The 22,108-nt window shown below is 68.4% G+C and carries 20 protein-coding genes; 11 read left to right on the top strand and 9 right to left on the bottom strand.

Annotated features, from left to right (window positions below):
- Positions 1–19: 19 nt before the first annotated feature.
- From ilvD to LFM09_RS20830, 5 genes are all read right to left on the bottom strand, one after another.
- Positions 20–1,699, bottom strand: a complete 1,680-nt coding sequence (gene ilvD, locus LFM09_RS20810; protein WP_414098169.1) for a dihydroxy-acid dehydratase — start codon at positions 1,697–1,699, stop codon at positions 20–22.
- A 20-nt stretch (positions 1,700–1,719) separates the two neighbouring features.
- Positions 1,720–2,892: an alginate lyase family protein gene (locus LFM09_RS20815; protein ID WP_414098170.1), complete on the bottom strand. Its 1,173-nt coding sequence runs from the start codon at positions 2,890–2,892 to the stop codon at positions 1,720–1,722.
- 54 nt (positions 2,893–2,946) lie between these two features.
- Positions 2,947–3,567, bottom strand: coding sequence for a hypothetical protein (locus tag LFM09_RS20820; RefSeq protein WP_414098171.1), 621 nt, complete (start codon positions 3,565–3,567; stop codon positions 2,947–2,949).
- 88 nt (positions 3,568–3,655) lie between these two features.
- On the bottom strand, positions 3,656–5,113 hold the full coding sequence (locus LFM09_RS20825) for a DUF1996 domain-containing protein (RefSeq protein WP_414098172.1): 1,458 nt from the start codon (positions 5,111–5,113) through the stop codon (positions 3,656–3,658).
- A gap of 83 nt (positions 5,114–5,196) precedes the next feature.
- On the bottom strand, positions 5,197–6,099 hold the full coding sequence (locus LFM09_RS20830) for a DUF4142 domain-containing protein (RefSeq protein WP_414098173.1): 903 nt from the start codon (positions 6,097–6,099) through the stop codon (positions 5,197–5,199).
- Positions 6,100–6,226: 127 nt separating this feature from the next.
- Here LFM09_RS20830 and LFM09_RS20835 point away from each other — a divergent pair, with 127 nt between their 5' ends.
- The 7 genes from LFM09_RS20835 to LFM09_RS20865 all read left to right on the top strand — a co-directional run bounded on the left by LFM09_RS20835 (position 6,227) and on the right by LFM09_RS20865 (position 13,263).
- The gene (locus LFM09_RS20835) at positions 6,227–6,985 is read left to right on the top strand and encodes an SGNH/GDSL hydrolase family protein (RefSeq protein WP_414098174.1); all 759 of its coding nucleotides are present in this window, start codon (positions 6,227–6,229) and stop codon (positions 6,983–6,985) included.
- Positions 6,986–7,160: 175 nt separating this feature from the next.
- Positions 7,161–8,561, top strand: a complete 1,401-nt coding sequence (locus LFM09_RS20840; protein ID WP_414098175.1) for an ABC transporter substrate-binding protein — start codon at positions 7,161–7,163, stop codon at positions 8,559–8,561.
- Positions 8,558–10,372 carry an ABC transporter permease gene (locus LFM09_RS20845; RefSeq protein ID WP_414098176.1) on the top strand — a complete coding sequence of 605 codons (1,815 nt, stop codon included), beginning with the start codon at positions 8,558–8,560 and terminating at the stop codon, positions 10,370–10,372. Before LFM09_RS20840 ends, LFM09_RS20845 begins: the two co-directional genes overlap by 4 nt.
- Positions 10,369–11,061: an ABC transporter ATP-binding protein gene (locus LFM09_RS20850; protein WP_414098177.1), complete on the top strand. Its 693-nt coding sequence runs from the start codon at positions 10,369–10,371 to the stop codon at positions 11,059–11,061. The genes LFM09_RS20845 and LFM09_RS20850 overlap by 4 nt, the downstream gene beginning before the upstream one ends.
- Positions 11,058–11,708, top strand: a complete 651-nt coding sequence (locus LFM09_RS20855; RefSeq protein ID WP_414098178.1) for an ABC transporter ATP-binding protein — start codon at positions 11,058–11,060, stop codon at positions 11,706–11,708. The genes LFM09_RS20850 and LFM09_RS20855 overlap by 4 nt, the downstream gene beginning before the upstream one ends.
- Positions 11,705–12,958, top strand: a complete 1,254-nt coding sequence (locus LFM09_RS20860; RefSeq protein WP_414098179.1) for a choice-of-anchor P family protein — start codon at positions 11,705–11,707, stop codon at positions 12,956–12,958. Before LFM09_RS20855 ends, LFM09_RS20860 begins: the two co-directional genes overlap by 4 nt.
- A complete protein-coding gene (locus LFM09_RS20865; protein ID WP_414098180.1) occupies positions 12,955–13,263 on the top strand; it encodes a hypothetical protein in 309 nt (102 codons plus the stop codon). Before LFM09_RS20860 ends, LFM09_RS20865 begins: the two co-directional genes overlap by 4 nt.
- On the opposite strand, the gene LFM09_RS20870 is transcribed toward LFM09_RS20865, so the two are convergent.
- The gene (locus LFM09_RS20870) at positions 13,260–14,030 is read right to left on the bottom strand and encodes a class I SAM-dependent methyltransferase (protein ID WP_414098181.1); all 771 of its coding nucleotides are present in this window, start codon (positions 14,028–14,030) and stop codon (positions 13,260–13,262) included. The two genes, LFM09_RS20865 and LFM09_RS20870, sit on opposite strands and share 4 nt — an antisense overlap.
- A gap of 130 nt (positions 14,031–14,160) precedes the next feature.
- On the opposite strand from LFM09_RS20870, the gene LFM09_RS20875 reads away from it, so the two are divergent.
- Both LFM09_RS20875 and LFM09_RS20880 read left to right on the top strand, forming a co-directional pair.
- Positions 14,161–15,489 carry a cellulose binding domain-containing protein gene (locus tag LFM09_RS20875; protein WP_414098182.1) on the top strand — a complete coding sequence of 443 codons (1,329 nt, stop codon included), beginning with the start codon at positions 14,161–14,163 and terminating at the stop codon, positions 15,487–15,489.
- 154 nt (positions 15,490–15,643) lie between these two features.
- Complete coding sequence (locus LFM09_RS20880; protein WP_414098183.1) at positions 15,644–16,663, top strand: MFS transporter; 1,020 nt, start codon at positions 15,644–15,646, stop codon at positions 16,661–16,663.
- Positions 16,664–16,669: 6 nt separating this feature from the next.
- Here the strand turns inward: LFM09_RS20880 and LFM09_RS20885 are convergent, their stop codons facing one another.
- From LFM09_RS20885 to LFM09_RS20895, 3 genes are read right to left on the bottom strand one after another with little or no spacing between them, the layout of a single operon-like run.
- On the bottom strand, positions 16,670–17,614 hold the full coding sequence (locus LFM09_RS20885; RefSeq protein ID WP_414098184.1) for a DUF1152 domain-containing protein: 945 nt from the start codon (positions 17,612–17,614) through the stop codon (positions 16,670–16,672).
- Entirely contained in the window at positions 17,554–18,255 is a 702-nt protein-coding gene (locus LFM09_RS20890) for an LLM class flavin-dependent oxidoreductase (RefSeq protein WP_414098185.1), read from the bottom strand. The genes LFM09_RS20885 and LFM09_RS20890 overlap by 61 nt, the downstream gene beginning before the upstream one ends.
- A gap of 4 nt (positions 18,256–18,259) precedes the next feature.
- A complete protein-coding gene (locus tag LFM09_RS20895; protein WP_414098186.1) occupies positions 18,260–19,372 on the bottom strand; it encodes an MFS transporter in 1,113 nt (370 codons plus the stop codon).
- 417 nt (positions 19,373–19,789) lie between these two features.
- On the opposite strand from LFM09_RS20895, the gene LFM09_RS20900 reads away from it, so the two are divergent.
- The gene (locus LFM09_RS20900) at positions 19,790–20,644 is read left to right on the top strand and encodes a bile acid:sodium symporter family protein (protein WP_414098187.1); all 855 of its coding nucleotides are present in this window, start codon (positions 19,790–19,792) and stop codon (positions 20,642–20,644) included.
- 55 nt (positions 20,645–20,699) lie between these two features.
- A partial coding sequence (locus LFM09_RS20905; RefSeq protein ID WP_414098188.1) for a carboxylesterase/lipase family protein occupies positions 20,700–22,108 on the top strand: 1,409 nt, incomplete at its 3' end.

Consider the following 22,108-nt stretch of genomic DNA (forward strand, 5'->3'; position numbering starts at 1 on the left):
TCGAGCGGGTGACCGATGTTCAGTCGCACACCGCTCCGCGCGACGCCGAACCGACGAGCTTGGCGTACTTGGCGAGCACACCGCGTTCGTAACGCGGAGGCAGCGGCGCCCAGCCCTCTTTCCGGCTCTCCAGGTCGGCGTCGACGTCGAGCGTGCCCTCGGCGACGTTCAGCGTGATCTGGTCGCCGTCGCGCACGAACGCGATGGGGCCGCCGTCGACCGCCTCCGGTGCCACGTGGCCGACGCACAGACCGGTGGTGCCGCCGGAGAAGCGGCCGTCGGTGAGCAGCAGGACGTCCTTGCCCAGGCCCGCGCCCTTGATCGCCGCGGTGATGGCGAGCATCTCGCGCATGCCCGGTCCGCCCTTGGGACCCTCGTAGCGGATCACCACGACGTCGCCCGCGGTGATCGTGCCGTCCTCCAACGCGTCCATCGCGGCGCGTTCGCGGTCGAACACCCGCGCGGTGCCGGTGAAGACGTCCGAGTCGAAGCCCGCGGACTTGACCACGGCACCTTCCGGGGCGAGCGAGCCCTTCAGGATCGTGATGCCGCCGGTGTGGTGGATGGGCTTGTCCAAAGCCCGCAGCACGAGGCCGTCGGGGTCGGGCGGCGCGATGTCGGCGAGGTTCTCGGCGACCGTGCGGCCGGTGACGGTGAGGCAGTCGCCGTGCAGCAGACCGGCGTCCAGCAGCGCCTTCATCACCACGGGGACGCCGCCGATGCGGTCGACGTCGGTCATCACGTGCCGCCCGAACGGCTTCACGTCGGCCAGGTGCGGCACGCGCGCGCCGATGCGGCTGAAGTCGTCCAAAGTCAACTCGACGCCGGCCTCGTGCGCGATCGCGAGCAGGTGCAGCACGGCGTTGGTCGAGCCGCCGAACGCCATGACGACGGCGATCGCGTTCTCGAACGCTTCGCGCGTCATGATCTGCCGCGCGGTGATGCCGCGACGGAGCATCTCGACGACGGCCTGGCCGGAGCGGCGCGCGAACCCGTCACGGCGGCGATCGGTGGCCGGGGGAGCGGCACTGCCCGGCAACGACATGCCCAGCGCCTCGGCCGCGCTGGCCATGGTGTTCGCCGTGTACATGCCGCCGCACGCGCCCTCACCGGGGCAGATCGCGCGTTCGATCAGGTCGACGTCCTCGCGGCTCATCAGGCCGCGCGCGCACGCCCCGACGGCCTCGAAGGCGTCGATGATCGTGACTTCCTTCTCGGTGCCGTCGGTCAGCGTGACCCGGCCGGGCAGGATCGACCCGGCGTAGAGGAACACGCTGGCCAGGTCGAGCCGGGCGGCGGCCATCAGCATGCCGGGCAACGACTTGTCGCAGCCGGCCAGCAGCACCGAGCCGTCGAGCCGCTCGGCCTGCATCACCGTCTCGACGCTGTCGGCGATCACCTCGCGCGAGACCAGCGAGAAGTGCATGCCCTCGTGGCCCATCGAGATGCCGTCCGACACCGAGATCGTGCCGAACTCCAGCGGATACCCGCCCGCCGCGTGCACGCCGTCCTTCGACGCCTTCGCGAGGCGGTCGAGCGACAGGTTGCACGGCGTGATCTCGTTCCAGGACGAGGCGACGCCGATCTGCGGCTTCTCCCAGTCCTCGTCACCCATGCCGACGGCCCGGAGCATCCCGCGCGCGGCGGTGCGCTCCAGGCCGTCGGTCACGTCGCGGCTGCGTGGCTTCACGTCTGTCATGCCACGCACGCTAGTCCCAACTACGCAGGATTCGCTGCGTGGGTGAGCGTCTCCCAGGCGATGAACAGGTTGTCGGTCCCGTGTGGACGGTGTGACTCGGTGTAGAGCTGGGTGTTCGCCATCGCGATCCCCAGCCGGGTGTTCAGCGCGTTGAACGACACCTCGGGCGTCGGGCCGAGCTCACGCGAGTACGAGCCGCCGCACAGCCACGACGGCACGGGCGTGCCGTTCTGGTACTTGGTGTGCAGGCCCCACGCGTGCCGCATGCGTTCGCGGATCTCGCCCCAGATGTCCTGGCCCTGGTGCCGTGCGGTCTCCGCGAAGTGCGCGGCGGCCGCGAGCCCGTACCCGGTGTGCGCGAAGTCCCGGCAGGTCTCCTGGGTCAGGCCGTCGACGAACGTGGACTGGTTGTGCCAGTAGGAGATGATCTCGGCCCTGGTGTCGATGCCGCTGCCCGGCGGCGTCTTGGGCAGTGCGCCGTCGGTGGTCAGGTAGATGAACGCCTGGATGCGGGTGCGGAAGATGCCGACCGCCTTGTCGTAGGCGGCGCGGTCCTCCAGGAACACCGCGATGCCCAGCGACGCCTCCATCATGCTGAGCTCCCAGTTGCCGTTCGTGTTCGCACGGCCGTTGGCGATCTCGGGGAGGTAGACGTTGCGCAGCATGGTGCCGAACCGGGCGCTGTTGGGCCAGTTCCCGTAGACGTGCTTCATGATCTCGGCGGCCTTGGGCCACGACGAAGCGGACCACGCGGTCTGCAGCGGGGCGTTCGAGTTGGTGTGGTCGCGGATCGTGGCGGACCAGGCGTCCATGATCTGGATGGCCTTGGCCGCGTAACGGTTGTCGCGCGTCACGTACCAGGCCAGCGACAGGGTGTACGCGGCGAGAGCGTCCTCGCGCTCGTCGGTGCAGCCGTAGTTCGGGTTGGTGTAAGGGCCGCACTCCACGACGGCGCGTGGTCTGGGCGTGCGGTTCAGATCGGCGTACTTCGACGCCATCATGCGGTCGTAGGCGAGTTTCCACGGTTGGGCGCCCGCCTGGACCTTGGCGCGGATGAAGTCGAGCTGTGGCCGGGAGACCCCGACACCGGGGTGGACGAACGTCGCCGGCGCCGCCGTGGCGGCCGGGCCGGTGACCGGTACTAGCAGCGTTGCCAGCAGTGCGATCAGCACCGCGCAGGAACGGGTGACCATGCCGCCCAGTGTTAGTGGTCTATACCTTTGCGGTCAATCATTCCGGAACAAGGTTCAAGCTGGTGAACAGTTCCGCCGCCATTCCCGCAGATCGGTGAAGTACTTCAGGGCCGCGGCGTTCGCCTTGCGGCCGACGGTCCTGACCTCGTCCTGCCAGGAGTACTGGTTGCCCGGCCCGGCCACGAGCACCCGCAACGGCCAGTCCCTGCGGTCCATGTCGCCGAGCGCGTAGACCCGCATGTGCTCGGGGATCGCGGTGTACGCGGCACGCAGCTTCGCCCGGTTCTCCTCGGTCTGCTCGTCGAGGAAGACGTCCACCGCCGCGAGGCATCGGGCCGTGGAGTCGGGCCTGCCGGCCAGCTGGTCGACCGAGTCGCGCACCTCGGAGAGCAGCGCGTCGGCGGTGATCCAGGACCGCGGTTCGGCGAACTTCCAGGCTCCCAGGTGAAGCGCGGACCCTTCGGCGCCGTCGGGCAGTTCGGTCGCCACCTTTCCCGAGGTGACCATGCCGGTGAACTCGTCCAGTGTGCACAGTCCCCAGCAGTCGACCATCCCGTCGGCGTAGATGACCAGATCGGTGAGGAAGTACCTGTCCCCGTTGCGGATGAAGACGTGTCGCCAGGTGCCCTCGACCCGCTCGCCGTCCACCTCGCGCCAAGTACGTCGCTTCGCCACGGCGACAGGGTATTCCCCAAGCAGCGCAACGAAAATCCCCCGGTGCGCGGGAGGTGCACCGGGGGACTTCGGTCAAGCGGTCAGAGCGTCACTCGCGGCACTTCTTGCCGGTGTTCACGCAGTTGACCAGTCGGTTCATGATCTGCTGCGACATCACGTTCGCGAAGTCGTCGTGGTCGGAGAACGGGTTGTGCTCCTCCTCCGGGAACGCGTCGACCGCGTACCGGCCCTGCTGCTGGATCTCCCTGGGGATGTCGTACGTCAGCGAGATGCGCAGCTGGGGAACGGCCTTGAAGCCCTTCTTGCACTTGCCGTTCTGGTCCGGGAACACGATGTGGTCGCGGTGGTTCTTCGAGTCGATGTTCTTGCCGTCCCAGCAGCTCGGGAAGTCGTGGATGCGCTTGACCTTCGAGCCCAGCGGGCAGATCGGGTACTTGTTGATAAGAACCTTGTCCTCGAAGCCCGTGCAGGTCCACGAGTCCTTGGCGTTCTTGGTGCCGTTGGTCGAGACCTTGGCGTCGCCGTACAGGACACGCAGGAACTTGGGCATCGCGACGACCTTGCCGGTCGGCGAGCCGCGGAAGGTCAGGTCCACGACGGCGGGGCGCTGGATCTCGCCCTCGTTGCCGGGAAGCTCGTTGTCCGCGTTCTCCTCGGGGTTGTTCTGGTTCTTCTTGTTCTCGACGCCCTCGGCCTGCGCCTCGTTGTTCTCGGCGCCGTTGTCCAGCTTGGCGGCCTCGCCCTGCTTCTTGACTGCACAGGCGGCGGCCGGGTTCAGGTCGGGTGCCTGCTTGTTCTGGCGGCTGAACGCCAGCATCATGCGGTTCAGGATGGCCGCGCGCTTTTCGCGCGTCGGGCCGACGATGACGTTGTCGATGTCCTGAGCCTTGGTGTTCTCAAGCCTCTTCTCGGCCTCATCGGTGACCTTCTCGATGTTGGCCAGTTCCCTGTCGATCTCCGCCTGGGCGGCGTCCGGCACGTCCTCGGGGAGCAGGGACGCGACGTCGGGGCACTCGAGGCGGTTCGCGGCCTTGTCGGCCTTGTCCTTGTCCTGCTGCGCCTTGTCGTCCTTCTTCGGTGGCGCCTGCTCCTCGGCCTCCTCGGCCTCTTCACCGTCGTTGATGCGAACGACGGGCCAGAAGTAGGCGGACTTGTCGCCGTTCTTGCAGGTCGTGCCGGCCTTCTGCAGCGACTTGTTGTTGGAGTCCGCGTTCGTGGACAGGTTGCCGACGTAGTCGTGCAGGTGCTGGGCACCGTTGCGGACGCCGGGCTGCGCGATGAAGTTGTCCGGGTTGAAGTGCCCGTTCTCGTTCCGACCGCAGTCCACGGTGAACGTGCCTGTGGTGGCGTCGTTCTCCGCTTTTGGTTTCTTGACGTTCGGCTTCACCTTGGTGATGTCGACGAACTGCGATTTGTCAGCCCCGTCGGCGAGCGCGGCGCCATCAGAAGAACTGATGGCCACCACCGCGGCACCGCCAGCGACCAGGGCCATCGCCGCTGCTGCGGCGGTCAGCCAGATCGTGGATTTCCTACGGTGAAAAGCCATTTGCCACCTCGTGTAGTCCGATAAAACGGCATGGTGAAGCTGACGGCGGTAAGCCGCTATCTACGGTTGAACTTGGTGTGCGGTTAGAACGAACGAGATTTACGCCGTGTTTTCTGCTTGGATCGGGAAATCATTCGCATCCCCACCAGCGCGAGCGCGAGCACCGCTATCGCACCGAAGAACACACCGTTGTTGTCCCCGAACACGCCTTGCTCGGCGGTCCGGGTGAACCTGGTGCCCTCCGGCACGGTCGGGATCACGCCGTCGGTGGGGTTCGTCGAAGCGTCCCCGTTGTCCCCGCTGTCCCCGGTCGGTTCCGGTGCCCCGGAGGCCGGGGGCGGGGGTGCGAGCGGCTGCGGTGACTCCAGTCCGGCGAAGTCGACGCGTCCGGTGTCCTCGAGCACCTTGATGTGGTCGAAGACCGTGATCATCGCTTGCGTGGAAAGGATGCGGATGAGCTCGTTCTTGGTGCCCGCCCGGATCTGCGCGGCGTAGGCGTAGACCTTGCCGTGCGCCGCACGGAGCCGGTTGGCGAAGACGGCGTCGAACTCGTCGCCGTTCGCCGCGTCCATCTCGGCAAGCCAGCCCTTCTGCTCGTCGGAGGCCTCCGTGGGCAACGTGTGGCCGAGCAGCAAGCCCGCCCGGTTCACCACGTTGTCCAGCAGCGTGTGACCTTCGATGAGGTGCTTGGCCGCTTCCAGCATCTTGGGCTGGTCCGGCCGCTTGGCCCTGGCCTTGTCACCCGCGGGCTTCTCCCACAACCCGGCCTGCTTGACCCGGTTCATGAAGTCCCGGTCGGCCGGGCCGAGCGGACCCCACTGGGTCTGCACGACCTCGTCGCCGGTCCCGCCGCTGCCGGGCGGCGGGGTGGAGATGGGAGTGGAAGGGTTGGCGGGTTGGCCGATCGCGCTCCCGGTGTTGAGCAGCACGGCCAGCGCACAGCCGGCCAGCGCGACGATGAGTCGCGTCGGCGTTGCCAAGTCCATGGGGAGTCGCACGAACGGGGATACGGACTGCAACGGGAGCGCGCCTCAGTTCGAGACCCCGGCGTTATCGAACCGTTATCGAACCCCGCGCAACCCCGGCTCGAACGTGAGACCTAAAGTCGTGAGCATGAGCAAGCGTTTTGTGGCGTTGGGGGACTCGTTCACCGAGGGAGTGGGCGACGACGACGCCAGCCGTCCCAACGGCGTTCGTGGCTGGGCAGACCGGGTGGCAGACGTGCTGGGTGCGGCCGATCCGGAGTTCGCCTACGCCAACCTCGCGGTGCGCGGCCGGCTGCTGCCGCAGGTGCTGGACGAGCAGCTTGAGCGCGCTCTCGCGATGGAGCCGGACCTCATCTCGCTCTACGCGGGTGGAAACGATCTCATGCGGCCGAAGGTGAACATCGACGCTCTGATGCGCCGCTACCGGGACGCGGTGGCGCGCTGCGTGAAGGGCGGCGCGCGGGTCATCCTCTTCACCGGCGTCGACGGGGCGGACGACCCGGTCTTCCGCAAGATGCGTGGTCGCGTGGCCATCTACAACGAGCACGTGCGCGCGATCGCGGCCGAGTTCTCGTGCGTGCTCGTCGACATGTGGGGGATGCGTCAGCTGCGGGATCGGCGCATGTGGTCGCCGGACCGGCTGCACCTCAACTCGCTGGGGCACACCGAGGTCGCCATCTCGGTGCTCGAGGGCCTCGACGTCCCGCACGCCCTGGAGCGGACGCTGCTCGGCGTCGCCCCGCTCGTCGACCGGAAGATCCGGCGAGCGGAGGACTGGCAGTGGGCGCGCGAGCACGTCGTGCCGTGGGTGATGCGTCGTCTGCGCGGTGAGTCGTCCGGGGACGTGGTGCGGGCGCGCCGGCCGGAGCTGCTGCCACCGTTCTGAGTAGAACGTGTTCTTTGGCCCAGTGGGGTCCAACGAGGTAACCCGGTTTTGGTGACGCTGATCCGCAGGATTCTTTGCGGATAGAACGCGTTCTAGAAATCGTGTCGGCCACCTGGGTGAAATCGCAGGTCGGCGTCCCGGTCTGGATTGGTTCAGGGCCCTAGCGTGCGTCCGCATGCGAGGCAGGACTGCGCTGATCGCGTTAGTGACCTGTGCGTTGATCGCGGGCTGCGGGAGCAGACTCACCGACGAGCAACGCGCAGCTCTTGTCGTGCCCCAGGGCGGCGGCACGGGGACCGAGCAGGGCGCCGTCGCCGGTGAGGAAGGCGCGGTGCCCGGCACTGAGGGCACCGCGGGGCAGCCCGGCGCGAACAACCCTCAGCAGCCGAACCAGCAGCCGAACCCGCCGGGCAGCATCGCGGGCGGCTGCCAGGGCACCGGCGGCGCGACGGACAAGGGAGTCACGGCCGGCGAGATCACCATCGCCAACATCTCCGACATCAGCGGCCCGGTGCCGGGGCTCTTCCAGGCGGCGCAGCAGGGGACGAAGGCGTTCGTCGAGTACTTCAACGCCACGCAGGGCGCGATCTGCGGCCGCAAGCTCAAGCTCGTGTCGTTCGACTCGCGCACCGACAGCGGCGGTGACCAGCAGGCCACCTCGCAGGCGTGCGAGCAGGCGTTCGCGATGGTCGGCTCGATGTCCGGGTTCGACCAGGGCGGTGGACCGGCGGCGGCCGCGTGCGGCATCCCGGACCTGCGCGCCTCCACGGTCACGGTGCAACGGCAGCGCACACCGGTGAGCTTCGGTGTCGCGTCCAACGTCGTGAACCTGGTGTCGTCGGCCTACCCGGACCTGATCAAGTCGAGCTTCCCCGGCGCGGCCGGCGCCGCGTCCTTCCTCTACCTCAACGTCGACGCGAGCTCGCAGAACGCCCGCAGCATGCAGAAGGCGGCAGAGCAGCGCGGGCTGAAGTTCGTCTACACGCAGGCCATCGACATCGCGGACGTCAACTACGCGCCGTACGTCGCGAAGCTCAAGGAGACCGGGGCCAAGATCGTCTACTGGATGGGGTCGGCGCAGTACGCGGTCCGGTTGCAGCAGGCGATGCGGCAGCAGGGGTACACGCCGGAAGCGTTCATCACGGACCCCTCCGCGTACGACGCGCAGTACGTGCGGCAGGGCGGGGCGGCGGTCGACGGCACGGTCGTCTACACCAACGGCGGGCTGTTCGAGGAGAACAACCCCCAGGTGGTGCTCTACAAGCAGTGGCTGGGGCGGGTCGCTCCCGGTGCGGCGCCCTCGTACTTCGGGATGTTCGCGTGGGCGGCCGCGCGGTTGTTCGTGCAGCTCGCCGCGAAGATCGGGCCGCAGCTGACGCGCAAGGCGATGCTCGATCAGATCCGCGGGGTGCACGACTTCACCGCCGAGGGAATGGTGGCGCCGCAGGACGTCGGCGGGAAGCGGACGTCGGCGTGCATGTCACTGGTGCGGTTGAGGGGCGGGACGTGGTCGCGGCTCGCGCCGGCTTCCGGGTACTCGTGCGGGGCGTTGATCGACACGGGGGTGGGCGGATGACCGCGCTCCTCGCCTACACCGTCTTCGGCCTGGTCACCGGTGGCGCGTATGCCGTTGTCGCCGGTGGTCTCGTGCTGACCTACAGCACCTCCAAGGTGTTCAACGTCGGTCACGGTGCGATCGGCATGGTCATGGCGTTCTTGTACTGGGAGCTCGCCGAGAACCGCGGTCTGCCCCAGTGGCTTGCGCTGTTCCTGGTGGTCTGCGTGTTCGCGCCGCTCTTCGGGCTGGTGATCGAACGGTTCGTGATGCGTCGCCTCGCGGGTGCGCCGGTCGGGATCACTTTGGTGGCCGGCGTCGGTGTGCTGGTCGGGTTGATCGGCGCGGCTCAGGTGATCTGGCCGCCGCAGGCCCGGCCCGTGCGGCCGTTCCTCGACCAGTTCGGCATCCACATCGGACAGTCGTTCGTCAGCGGGCACGACCTGGTGACGCTGGCCTGCGCGGTGCTGGTCGCGGGTGGGTTGTACGTGCTGTTGAACCGGACGCGGACCGGGCTCGCGATGCGGGCCTGCGTCGATGCGCCCGAGCTGGCGGCGTTGTACGGCACGCGCCCTCATCGTTTGTCCGCGCTGAGCTGGGCGATCGGGTCGGCTCTGGCCGCGCTGGGCGGCATTCTGCTCACACCGGTCGTGCAGCTGGACTACGTGACGATGACGTTGCTCGTGATCACGGCCTACACCGCGGCGCTGGTCGGGCGGCTGCGGAGTCTGCCGTGGACGTTCGTGGGCGCTCTCGGGCTCGGGCTCGTGCAGTCCTACGCGGTGGCCTATCTGCCGTCGTCGCCGTTCTGGATCGCGTTCCGGGCGGCGATTCCGGCGTTGCTGCTGTTCGTCGTGCTGCTCGCGATGCCGCAGTCGCCGTTGCGGATCGGTGGCGTGCGGGGCTCGCGCGGGGTGGCGGTACCTGGCGGCTTGGCGGCCGGTGTGGGTGCCGGGCTGTTCATGGGTGTGGTCGTCGTGCTGGCGATGCTCGTCGGCTCGGTGGTGGCCGGGCAGCTCGCGCTGGCGCTGGTGTTCGGGATCGTGCTGCTGTCGATGGTGCTGCTCACCGGGTACGGCGGGGTGGTGTCGCTCGGGCAGTTCACCTTCGTCGGCGTGGGCGCGGTGACGGTGGCACGGCTCGGTGGTTCGCCTGTCACCTTGCTGATCGGTGCTGTGGTCGCGGCGGCGGTCGGTGCGCTGATCGCGTTGACCGCGCTGCGGGTGAGCGGGCTCTACCTGGCGTTGGCCACGCTGGGGTTCGCGCAGCTGATGGACAAGCTCGTGCTGCAGTCGCCGATCGCGTTCGGGGTGCGGGGTTCGCTGCAGGTGCCGCCCCTGTTCTCGTCGTCCGCCGCGCAGCTGGTGCTGGCCGGCGCCGTGTTCGCGCTGGTCGGGCTGGGTGTGCTGGCGGTGCGGCGCGGCCGGCTGGGCCGGCGGATGATCGCGGTGAAGGACAGCTCGGCGGCGTGCGCGACGCTCGGCATCAACGTGCGCTGGATCCGGGTCTGGGTGTTCTCGCTGTCGGCGGCGATCGCGGGGCTTGCCGGCGGCCTGTTCGCGCAGCTGCGGGAGACCGTTGCGGCGAGCGACTTCCAGCTGTTCAACAACCTGCCACTGCTGCTGTTCGCGGTGATCGCGGGCGTGACGTCGGTGTCCGGCGCGCTTCTGGGCGGGGTGCTGCTGATGCTGCTTCCCGTGCTGCAGAGCGGGTTTCCCGCCTTCGCCGGGGTGGCGGTGGTGCTGCTCGGCGTCGCGGCGGCCGGGCTGTCGCGTGATCCCAACGGTCTGATGAGCTGGTTCTTCCGCGCCTGGGCCTGGAGGCGCGCATGACGACTTTGACGGTGGAGGGCGTGACGGTTCGCTTCGGCGAGGTGACCGCGGTGAACGACGTGTCGCTGTCGGTCTCGCCCGGTGTGACCGGGCTGATCGGGCCCAACGGCGCGGGCAAGACGACGTTGTTCGACGTGATCAGCGGGCTGCGCAAGCCTTCTTCCGGGCGCGTCTTGCTCGACGACCTGGATGTGACTGCTCGGGGCCCGCACCAGCGGTCCCGGCTGGGCGTGGCGCGGACGTTCCAGCGGCTTGAGGTGTTCGGGTCGTTGACCGTCTGGGAGAACGTCGTGGTGGCGCTGGAGAGCAGGCGCCGGTCTTCCCGGTTGGCCGGGGAGTTGCTGGAGCGGGTCGGGATCGCTTCTTTCGCTGGTGTTCAGGCCGACACCGTGCCGACCGGCGCCGCGCGCCTTGTGGAACTGGCTCGTGCGCTGGCCACCGATCCTTCGTTGTTGCTGCTCGACGAGCCGTCGTCCGGGCTGGATCGCGCGGAGACCGATGCGTTCGGTGAGTTGTTGCGCTCGTTGAGTGCGGAGGGGCGTGCGGTCGTGCTGGTGGAGCACGACATGGACCTCGTGATGGGTTACTGCGACCACGTGCACGTGCTGAACCTGGGGCAGCTGCTGACGTCCGGCACTCCCTCCGAGATCCGCTCGCACGAAGGCGTTCGGGAGGCGTATCTCGGATGATCGATCTGACGGACGTCCACGCCGGGTACGGCCGGATCGAGGTGCTGCGCGGGGTGTCCTTGAACGTGCCGCGCGGTACCGTGACGGCGTTGCTCGGTCCGAACGGTGCGGGCAAGTCCACCCTGGTCAAGGTCCTCAGTGGACAGTTGCGGGCTACTTCCGGGCACGTCCATCTGGGTGGGGTGCACGTCAACGACGCCTCCGCGGACGACCTGGCGCGAGCGGGTCTGTGCACCATTCCGGAAGGCCGGGCGATCTTCCCGAACCTGACCGTGGCGGAGAACTTGCGGTTGATGCGCGGTGATCCTGAGGTGGTCTATTCGCGCTTTCCGAAGCTGCGGGTGCGTCATCGGCAGCTCGCGGGTTCGATGTCCGGCGGTGAGCAGCAGATGCTGGCGTTCTCCCGTGCGCTGATCACCGACCCGGCGGTGCTGGTGATCGACGAGCTGTCGATGGGGCTGGCGCCGGTGATCGTCGCCGAGCTGTACGAGGTCGTGCGGGAGCTGGCTTCTTCGGGTGTGACGATGCTGATCGTGGAGCAGTTCGCCGAGACCGCTTCTTCCGTCGCCGATGACGTCGTGGTGATGGCGCACGGCTCGATCGCTTCGGGGGACCTGGCCTCCGTCTACTTTGGAGGGACGTCGTGAGGTACGCGCTGGTCGTGTTGCTGCTCCTGCTGTCCCCGGTGCCTGCTTCCGCTGCCGAGATCGGCGGGTTCACCCTGACCGCTCGCGCGGCGCCGGTCTCCGTTCTGCTGCACACCGATCTTCTGCCGGTGCCTGCGGAGCCGCAGGGTGAGGTGCACCTGTCATACACGCAGACCGAGCTGGGTTCCGGGCCGATTGGCCGGTCTTTGGCGTCGTCGGTGTGGCCGGGGGCGGCGGTTGGGACCGGGTTGCCGCAGCTGCTCGGGTTCGCCTATCCGGTGCAGGCCAACGCTTCGCATCCCGGTGGGCCTGCGGACGAGTCGAAGTCGGGCATGAGGACTACCGCGGGGGCTTCTAAAGCCGAGTCTCATGCGGGGGCCAAGCAGGAGGTGCCGTTCCTGTTGACCGCGGATGGCCTCTCGTCGACCAGTACGAGTGCTGTTTCCGCTACTGAGGCGCGGTCTGTTGGCGTGACTTCCGCGCAGTCGATCTCGTTGCTGGCCGGCATGGTGGTGATGTCCGGGGTTCGCTTCGAGTCGGTCGCGGTGAGCGACGGCAGCAAGGGGAGTGGTACCAGCACGTTCTCGATCGCGGAGTTCGTTGTGCTGGGTCAGAAGTTTCCCGTTCGCTCGCCTGCCGCGCCTCCCGACGGGTTGTTGAAGGCGCTGGAGCCGCTGGGGATCACTGTGAAGTGGCCGGAGGCTGCGACGAAGCTGGAGGGGACTGCGGCCACTTCTGCGAGCCGCGGGCTGACCCTGACCGTCGACGTGTTGGCGTTGCGGACGAAGCTCGGGCTCGGCGGGATCCTGGATGGTGTGGTGGCGCCGTTGCTGCCCAAGGAACTCGTGCCGTTGCTGAACCCGTTGCGCAAGATGGAGGTCATCGTCGGCGACACCCAGGCCGCCGCAAACGCTTCCGCTGCCGCGCCTTTGACCCCGCCCGACGCTCCCGCGCCGCAAGCGCCTCTGGTGCCGCCTCCTGCTGCCGGCTCGTCGCCCCCGCTGGGTGGAACGCCACCGGTGGCCGGTGTTTCGCCACCCAAGAGCGTCACTCCGGTTGCGTCTGCTCGTGCCAAGCCTCGGTCGTTGCTCTCGTTCCCCGGTGTGCCGGCACTCTTGGTTGTCGGTGGGCTGGGTGTTGCCGCGGCTTGTGCGTTCGGGATGCGGTCGTTCGGCACGTTCCTGCTCGGTGGGACTCCCTGTCCGTCCGGACACCCGACCGGTGTCCCTGATCTGCGGGTGAAGCCATGACTGTGCAGGACAGACGGCGTGCTCGGATGCGCAGTGGGCTCGGGCTGGTCGGCACGGGGTGCATGACGGCCGGGATCGCGGCGATTCTCTTTGCCTGGTGGGGTGTGGCGCACACCGGGTACGTGTGGGAGCAGATCCCGTACGTGGTTTCTGGTGGGGTGCTCGGGCTTGGGCTGATCGGGGTTGGTGGGTTTCTGTACTTCGGGTCTTGGTTGACCAAGCTGGTGGAGGAGCAGCGACAGACCACTTATGCGTTGCTGCAGTTGTTGGAGGAGCGTGCTGCGGAGCGGGTTGATCAGCTTTAACGCGCGGTCAAGGCGTAGGCGGGCAACGGCACGTTGCCGCGTTCCCGTGCCGTCTGGCGGAGCAGTGCCTTCGCCAGCCCGTCCGGCGCTTCCTCCAGGGCGATCGCGATCTCCCAGTCCGCGTCCTGAAGAGCGCTGGTGTCCACGTCGGTGACCTGCTCGACTTCCCAGCCGGCGCGGTCGAGCTCGGCGAGCAGGGTGGCGCGGGTGATCGGGGTGCGGACGTTGCCGTCGGTCTCGGCCATGCGGTCCTGGGCGAGCACGGCCAGCAGGTGCGGGATCTGGCTGGGGTGCGCGGGTTCGGGGTCCCATTCGGCGAAGCAGAGCCGGGAGCCGAGTTCGCGCGCCTTCTTCAGGGTCCGTTCCAGCAGGTCGGCAGACGCGAAGTACCAGGAGCAGTGGGCGAGCACGACCAGGTCGTAGCCGGTGCCGACGTCATCGGTCAGGACGTCGGTCTCGTAGCGCATCTCGATGCGGCTGCCGAGCGGCCCGTCGAGCAGGTGCCGTGCCGACTGACCCACGGTGACCGGCGCGCCGTAACCGGGCGGAGCGATGTCCGTGCCAACGACACGGCCCGCCATCGTGGCGAGCACCGCCGTCATGTCGCCCTGCCCGCAACCGATCTCCAAGATCGAGGCGCCCGAGGCAATCTCCCACGTGCGCGCCAACTCCAACCGGTACGCGGTCTGGGTGACCTGGATGTCAGGGCTGACCACCCAGGTGGCCATCAGGCGAGCGATCTCCAAAGCGTCCATCGTGGCGGACATTAGGTCATGAAAGCGGGTTTCGCCGCACCTTTTGTCGCAGGTGGACAGGCCTGGTTCACACCCTTGAACCATTGGTCCAGACCAGTTAACGTGCTCCGCATCACGTTCCCCCTGCACGTGAAGGAGCACCATGAAGAGGTTCCGCTGGCAGTTCCTGACCATCGGCCTGGCGGTGGCCGCGGTGGTCGGAGGCGTTCTGGCCGCTCCCGCTAGCGGCGCGACGGGTGTCACGGCGCAGTTCACGAAGACGTCGGCCTGGGACAGCGGCTACGAGGCCAAGTACACGATCACCAACGGCGGGTCGGCGGCGCTGAGTTCGTGGACGGTCGAGTTCGACTTGCCGAGCGGGCAGGCGATCGCGTCGCTCTGGGACGGCACCTACACCGCGAGCGGGCAGCACATCACCGTCCGCAACACCTGGAACGGCAACATCGGGGTGGGTGGCTCGACCAGCTTCGGCTTCACCGTGCGCGGGTCGGGTGCGAACCCGTCCGGCTGCAAGGTCAACGGTGCGGCGTGCGATGGCACCGGTAACCCGCCGACGACCACGACCACCACTACGACGACTTCGAACCCGCCGTTGCCCGGTACTGGCCGTGGCGCGCCCTACCTGTACCTGGGCTGGGGCGACCCGCAGAGCGCGACTCAGGTGATGCAGGCGACGGGCGTCAAGTGGTTCACGCTCGCGTTCGTTCTGTCCAGCGGCGGGTGCAACCCGGCGTGGGACGGCCAGCGTGCGCTGACCGGTGGTGTCGACCAGCAGACGATCAACGCCATCCGGGCGGCCGGTGGTGACATCGTGCCCTCGTTCGGTGGCTGGAGCGGTAACAAGCTCGGACCGAACTGTTCGACGCCCGAGGCGTTGGCCGGCGCGATCCAGCAGGTGATCAACGCCTACGGCCTGAAGGCCGTCGACATGGACATCGAGAACACCGACGAGTTCGAGAACTACGTCGTGCAGGACCGGATTCTGAACGCGTTGCGGATCGTCAAGCAGAACAACCCCGGCATCCAGACGATCGTCACGTTCGGCACCTCGACCAGCGGCCCGAACTCCCACGGCAACCGGCTGATCGACCAGGCCAAGGCGCTGAACGCGAACATCGACGTGTTCACGATCATGCCGTTCGACTTCGGCAGTTCCAACATCCGCACGGACACGATCAACGCGGCCACGGGGCTGAAGAACAAGCTGCGCTCGACCTTCGGGTGGAGTGACGCGGAGGCGTTCCGGCACGTCGGCATCTCCGGCATGAACGGGCTGTCGGACCAGCGCGAGCTCACCACCGTCGACGACTGGACCGCGATCCGCGACTGGTCCAAGTCGAACGGGCTGGGGCGCCTGGCGTTCTGGTCGGTGAACCGCGACCGCGGCGGCTGCGACGGCCAGGTGGCCGCGCACTGCTCCGGCATCGGGCAGGCGGACCTGGCGTTCACCCGCATCACCGCAGGTTTCTGAGCGACTACGAGCCGTCAGCGCCATTTAATCGGTGGCGCTGACGGCTTAGCCTTGTGGCATGCGTCGACGACATTGATCTTCAACTGATCTGACCCGAACTGCGACGGCGTGGGCGTGGTGTTCGCACCTCATCCCGATTTACGCGCTGTACGCGTTGCTCTTCGCCGACAGCGGGCTGTCGGACAGCCAGATCACGGTGCTGCTCGCCATCTGGTCGACCACCGCCGTGGTCGCCGAGGTGCCGTCCGGTGCGCTGGCGGACAGGTTCTCGCGGCGCGGCTGTCTGGTGGCGTCCGGTGTGCTGCAGGCCGCCGGGTACGCGGTCTGGGTGGTCTTCCCGTCCTTCTACGGCTTCGCACTGGGTTTCGTGCTGTGGGGCCTCGGTGGCGCGCTGGAGTCCGGTGCGTTCGAGGCGCTCGTGTACGACGCCTTGGCGGCCAACGGTGACGAGGACCAGTACGTCCGGCTGAACGCGCGTGTCGACACCATCGAGCTGATCGCCCAGGTGCCGGTGGCCGTGGTCGCCACCGTGCTGTTCTCGGTGGGCGGCTACCAGCTCACGGGCTGGGCGAGCGTCGCGATGTGCCTGGCTTCGTCGGTGGTCGCGTTGCGATTCCCGGAACCGCCGCGTGAGCAGGCCGACGAGCACACCGGCTACTTCACCACGTTGCTGACCGGGCTGCGCGAAGCCGTGCCGATCAAGCGTGCGGTGATCGCCGTGGCGATGGTGTACGCGATCGACGCCTTCGAGGAGTACTTCACCTTGATGGCGCAGGACTGGCACGTGCCCACGCTGTGGGTGCCGCTGGCGACGATCGGGTTGCCGCTGCTGGGCGCGGCCGGTGCGTCGCTCGCGGGCCGGTTGCCGTTCCGCGGCTGGATCCTGTTCCTGGCCGGCCTGGTGCTGATCGTGGCCGCGCTGCTGGCCGTTCCACCGGCGATCGTCCTTTTGGGACTGTACTACGGGCTGTACCGGTTCGTGCTGGTGCACGTGGAAACCGAGCTGCAGCACCGGATCGACGCCGACACCGAGGCCCGTGCCACGGTCACCTCGGTCGCGGCGATCGGGTCGGAGCTGGTGGCGTTCGCGATCTACGGTGCCTGGGTGATCGGAGGTGCGGTCGCGGTCGGTGTGCTGGTCATGCTGATCGCGCTGGTGATCTGGCGCCGATGATCCAACTCAGTGAGGCAGGGAGCGTCGTGGGCGGCGTTCGTCGTTGCTGTCGCGGTAGTCCTCGATCGCGAGCGCCACGTCGAACGCCGTCCGCGTGTTCTCCAGGGACGGCAGGTAGTGGACGCTGCGGGCGAGCGCGTCCAGGTCGACGCTGAAGTACACACCCATCAACGGGTTCACGAACAGCTCGCTGCCCTTGGTGCGGCTGGTGAACTGCACGTCGCCGAACTCGCCGCGCAGCGAGGCCGCGATCTGGCCGTTGACGATGCTCGGCGACAACGGGGTCGCGTCCTGCGCCTGCTGGACGGCGGTCGTGTACGCGCGGGCCTCGTGGCTGTCCGACGGGATCGACAGGGCGCCGAGGTAGGCGCCCTGCTTGTCGAGCGCTGCCAGGTTCTCCAGCACGTGCGCGTGGCACACACCGTGGTGCGCGTCGATGCCGAACCCGAGGCTCACCACGACCTTGGTCAGGCCTTCGAGACCAGCGGCCGCCGCCAGACTGGTCATGTCCTCGGTGGGTGTGCCCAGGTGCTGTTCGTCGCCGCGCAGGAGGATGTCCGTGCCGCCGTCGACCAGCACGACGGCGTCGATGTCGTGCTTCCTGATGATCCACCGGTAGGCGCTCCGCAGCGGCCGCACCCCGGTCCTCGGGAACGCGTAGACGGTGTCGTTGAGGAACCGCGCGAGCTCGCGCTCCGGAAAGTACGCGTCCTCGCCGGACGTTTCGGGGTCGACGGCGGCGAGTCCGGGCTCCAGCCAGGCGTCGAGGTCGAGGCGTTCCAGGTCGCTGAAGCTGAGACTCGCGTAGTGGACCTTCTTGCCCTCGTTGCGCAGCGCGACTCCGAGGGGCAGTCCGGCGAACACGTCGAACCCGCCGCCCGCGCCGGCGATCAGGACGTTCTGTGCACTGTGGAGTCTGGCGAAGAGCGGCGGTCTGGCAAGGCTGAACACGCCGCCGACAGTAGCTTTTCGACGTCCGCGGGGCTGCTGACTTTGACGAGCAGGCGGTCGGGAGTGTGGTGGAGGCCTTCGGAGAGGTCGTTCGCGAGCACGCCGAGCAGTGGGATCTCGGCCTGGTCGCGGTACCGCGCGACGTGTTCGGTCTGGTCGGCGAACACGAAGAGGCCATCACCGTGAAGCGCCGCGAGGTCGGCGATCTCGGGCGAGCGGGCGCAGGCGTGCCAGATGCGGGGCCGGTCCGGCCACAGCGATCGCAGGGTCTCGTAGTGCTCGACGGTGAGCGGCAGGCTGTACTCGATCTCCTTGCCGAACCAGCCGAACACCCGTGCCGTGTTGCCCCGTCCGAGCACGAGGTCCAGGCGTCCAGCCGCGAAGTGGTGCAGCGTGGCGTACTCGGCGGCGAGGCGTGCGGGGTCGTTCGTGGTGATGAGGGTCGTGGCGGTGGAGAGGTGGATCGTCGTGGTGCGGGCCGCGATGTAGGTGAGGAGCGTGGCCGGCGAGGACGAGTTGTAGGGCGGGTTGTGGTGCTCGCCCAGTGCGAAGACGTCGAAGCCCGCCTCCTCGGCCGCGATCGCCAGGGTGACGACCTCGTGCGGTTCGAGATCGCCTGGGGTGAAGACGCCCAGCTGCACGGGTTCAGTGTGCTCGGCGCAGCCACAACGTCCACAGGCAGCCTGCCGCGGCCACGGCGCCGCCGGTGGCGAGGGCGGCGGGGATGCTGGTGTTCGCGATCAGTCCCAGCATGATCGGGCCACCGCCCAGGCCGATGTCGATGAACGCGCTGGCGGTGCCGGACGCGGCGCCGCGCTCGTGCGGTTCGGCGGCGGCGAACACGGCGGCGAAGAACGCGGGCGTGCTGAAGGTGATGCCGATGCCCAGGACGATGCTGCCCACGAGAAGGGTGTGCGGGGTGGCGGTGAGGACCAGGCCGACGGCGATGACGGCCAGGGCGATGGCGCCCAGTTTCAGGGGTGGGACGCGGTCCGGGACCTTGGCGAACACCGCACGTGACACCACGACCGTGGCACCGTAGAGGAACAGCGGCAGGCTGGTGTTCTCGAAGCCTTCCTCCTGGGCGCGCAGGGCCGCGAACGCCATGAAGCCACCGCTGGCCACCAATGCCGTGCAGAGCCCGATCGACGGTGGGACGGCGGCGCGGTGGATCAGCTTCGGTTTCGCGCCGCGGGACGGAGTGCCGGTCTCGCCGACGAACAGGAAGGCGGTCGTGCCGGCCAGGCAGAGTGCGGCGGCGGTGAGCCAGGCGGTGGGGTACGAGCGCTGGGCCAGGACTTCGCCGAGCGGTGGCCCGAGGGCCAGGCCCAGGTAGAGGCTCAGCGAGTTGAGGCTGAGGGCTTCGCCGAGCCGGTCCGGTGGGGCGACGTCGGCCAGGGCGGCGAACGCGGCCACGAAGAAGGCGGCTTCGGCGACGCCCGCGAGGAGCCGCAGGGCGATGATCGTGGGCAGGTCGGTGGCGAGGGAGAGCAGGGCGAGGCTGACGGCGGCCAGCGCGGTGCCGCCGAGGAGCAGCGGTCTTCGGCCGATGCGGTCGGACAGCCGGCCGGCGAAGGGGCGGAGCAGGAGCGCGGAGATGGCGAACGCGCCGAACGCGAGGCCCGCCGCGGCCTTGGAGCTGTGCAGCGGGCCGGTCACGTAGAGGGGCAGGGTTTGGACCGCGATGCCCATCGCGGTGAAGTAGCCCAGGTCAGCGGCGGTGAGGAGGGCGAAGCGCGGGGTGAGCAGGCGCGCCATCGCAACAGGGTGCGCCGATGTGGGGATTTTCGCGACCGGTGGCTGGGTGCGTGGCCGGGCTGCCGGGTTGCGCGGCTGTTGGCTGGGGGCCTGGGTCTGCGGTCGGCTGGCGGGGGTTGCCGGGCTGTGCGACCGGTGGCTGGGGTGCCTGAGTCTGTGATCGGTCGTCGGGGTTGCCGGGTCGCGCGGCCGTGGCGGGTGCGTGGCTGGGTGTGGGGTTGCGCGAGCGCTGGCCGGGGTGCCTGAGTCTGCGACCGGCTGCCGGGGTTGCCGGGTTGCGCGAGCGCCGACCGGGACGCCTGACTCCGCGACCGGCCGGCGAAGCGACCACCTGGCCGATTCCATCGGGCCCGGCGTAACGCCAGGATCTGCGGAACAGATCAAACCGGCACAACCAGGACATTCGCGGAGGCCGCCGTGCTAGTCGCCCAGATCTTCCTGCCAGTGGCACTGGCCCTGGTCATGTTCGGCCTCGGCCTCACGCTGACCATCGCGGACTTCGCCAGGGTCGCGAAGTACCCCAAGGCGGCGGTGATCGCCCTGGCCTGTCAGGTGATCGTGCTGCCGGCGATCTGCCTGGGCCTGGTGTTCGCGTTCGGACTGAAGGGCGTGCTGGCGGTCGGCATGATGTTGCTGGTCGCCTCGCCGGGTGGCACGTCGGCGAACCTCTTCAGCCACCTCGCGGGCGGGGACGTGGCGCTCAACATCACGCTCACCGCGATCAACTCGGTGCTGGCGGTGTTCACGTTGCCGCTCGTCGTGGGCCTCAGCATGGCGTACTTCATGGGTGACGAGGGCGCGGTCGGGTTGCAGCCGGCGAAGTTCGTGCAGGTGTTCGCGATCGTGCTGGTGCCGGTGGCGATCGGCATGTGGGTGCGCAGGCGGTTCTCGGCGTGGGCGCTGACCATGGAGAAGCCGGTGCGGATCGCGTCCGTGGTCGTGCTGGTGCTGGTCATCCTCGCGGCGATCATCTCGGCGTTCCAGCAGCTCGTCGACAACATCGGCACGGTCGGGCCGGTGGCGCTCCTGCTGTCGATCCTCAGCCTGCTGATCGGGTACTACGTGCCCAAGGCGTTCAAGGTGGGGGAGAAGCAGGCGATCGCGAGCGCGATGGAGATCGGGATCCACAACGCCACGATCGCGATCACGTTGGCGTTGACGGTGTTGAACGACGAGACGATGGCGATCCCGCCAGCGGTCTACGGGGTGCTGATGTACCTGCCGGCTGCCGTGGCGGCACGGTTGTTGTCCCGCAAGAAGGCGACCGTCTAAAGGAGTTGCGCATGTCGCTAGGTTGATCAGCGACATGCGTTCAACCACTACAACCTTGACAGCGGCCGTCTTAGTCGCCGCAAGCGCTGTTCCCGCCAACGCCGCGGGAACCACCGTCCGCACCGACACCGGATTCGTGTCGGGCACCGTCATCAACGCCCAGCGTTCCTTCCAGGGCATCCCGTTCGCCGCGCCACCGGTCGGAGAGAACCGGTGGCGCGACCCGCAGCCCGTCCAGCCCTGGCAGGGCGTCCTGCAAACCACCAAACCCGGCCCGCGATGTGCGCAGGACGAGGGGCTCGGCAGCCCGGCCAGTGACGCCGAGGACTGCCTGCACCTCAACGTCACCACGCCGAAGAAGGCGCAGAACCGGCCGGTCCTGGTCTGGATCCACGGCGGCGGCTTCACGAGCGGCGCCGGGTCCGACTACGGCGTGGACCAGTTGGTGCGCAACGGTTCTGTCGTCGTCACGATCAACTACCGGCTCGGCGCGTTCGGCTACTTCGGCTTCCCCGGGCTCGACGGATCTGGTGCGTTCGGGCTGAAGGACCAGCAGAAGGCGCTGGAGTGGGTGCAGCGCAACATCCGGCAGTTCGGCGGCAACCCGCACAACGTCACGTTGTTCGGCGCGTCGGCGGGCGGGCTCTCGACGTGCGCCCAGCTGACCACACCACGGACGAAGAACCTCTTCCACCGCGCGATCATCCAAAGTGGACCGTGCCAGCTCGGCATCCCGATGGGGGAGAACGAGGTCGACCACCCGTGGGTGAGTCGCGAGGACGTCGAGCAGGCCGGTGCGAAGGCACCGCACGGCTGTACGGAGCTGACGTGCCTGCGCCGGCTCCCCACCGCGGAGATCAAGAAGCTCACACCGCTGTTCGCCAAACCCGCCTACGGCACGGAAACCTTGCCGGAGAACCCGATCACGGCGCTCCGCAACGGCCGCTTCCACAGTATCCCGGTGCTCGCCGGCACCACGCGCGACGAGCTCACGGTGTTCGTGGCGATGTACTACCCGCAGCTGGACGCGGCGGCCTACGAGCAAGCCCTCGCCGAAGGCTTCGGAGCGGTGAAGGCGAAGCAGGTACTCGCCGCCTACCCGCCGCAGGGCGGGGACGAGCGTGTCCAGCTCTCGAAAGCGCTCACCGCGATGACCTCGACGTGCACCACGAACGAGCTCAGGAGGCAGACCGGCGCGTACGGCTACGAGTTCGCGGAGCCGAAGCCGCCGATGATCTTCCCTGGCCTGCCGGAGTTCCCGTACGGCGCCTACCACGGCTCGGAGCTGCCGTTCCTCCTCAGGTACGGCAACGCGGAACTCACCGAGAAGCAGCAGAAGCTGTCGGACGAGATGGTCGAGGTGTGGACCAGGTTCGCGAAGACCGGACGTCCCGGCTGGGCTCGCCAGGACGTCCGGCTGTTCGCGACCGAGGAGGTCGCACCGGTCAACGACCGGTGCGACCT

Origin of the sequence: Lentzea alba (assembly GCF_047445655.1) — a bacterium.
Taxonomy (GTDB): Bacteria; Actinomycetota; Actinomycetes; order Mycobacteriales; family Pseudonocardiaceae; genus Lentzea; species Lentzea alba_A.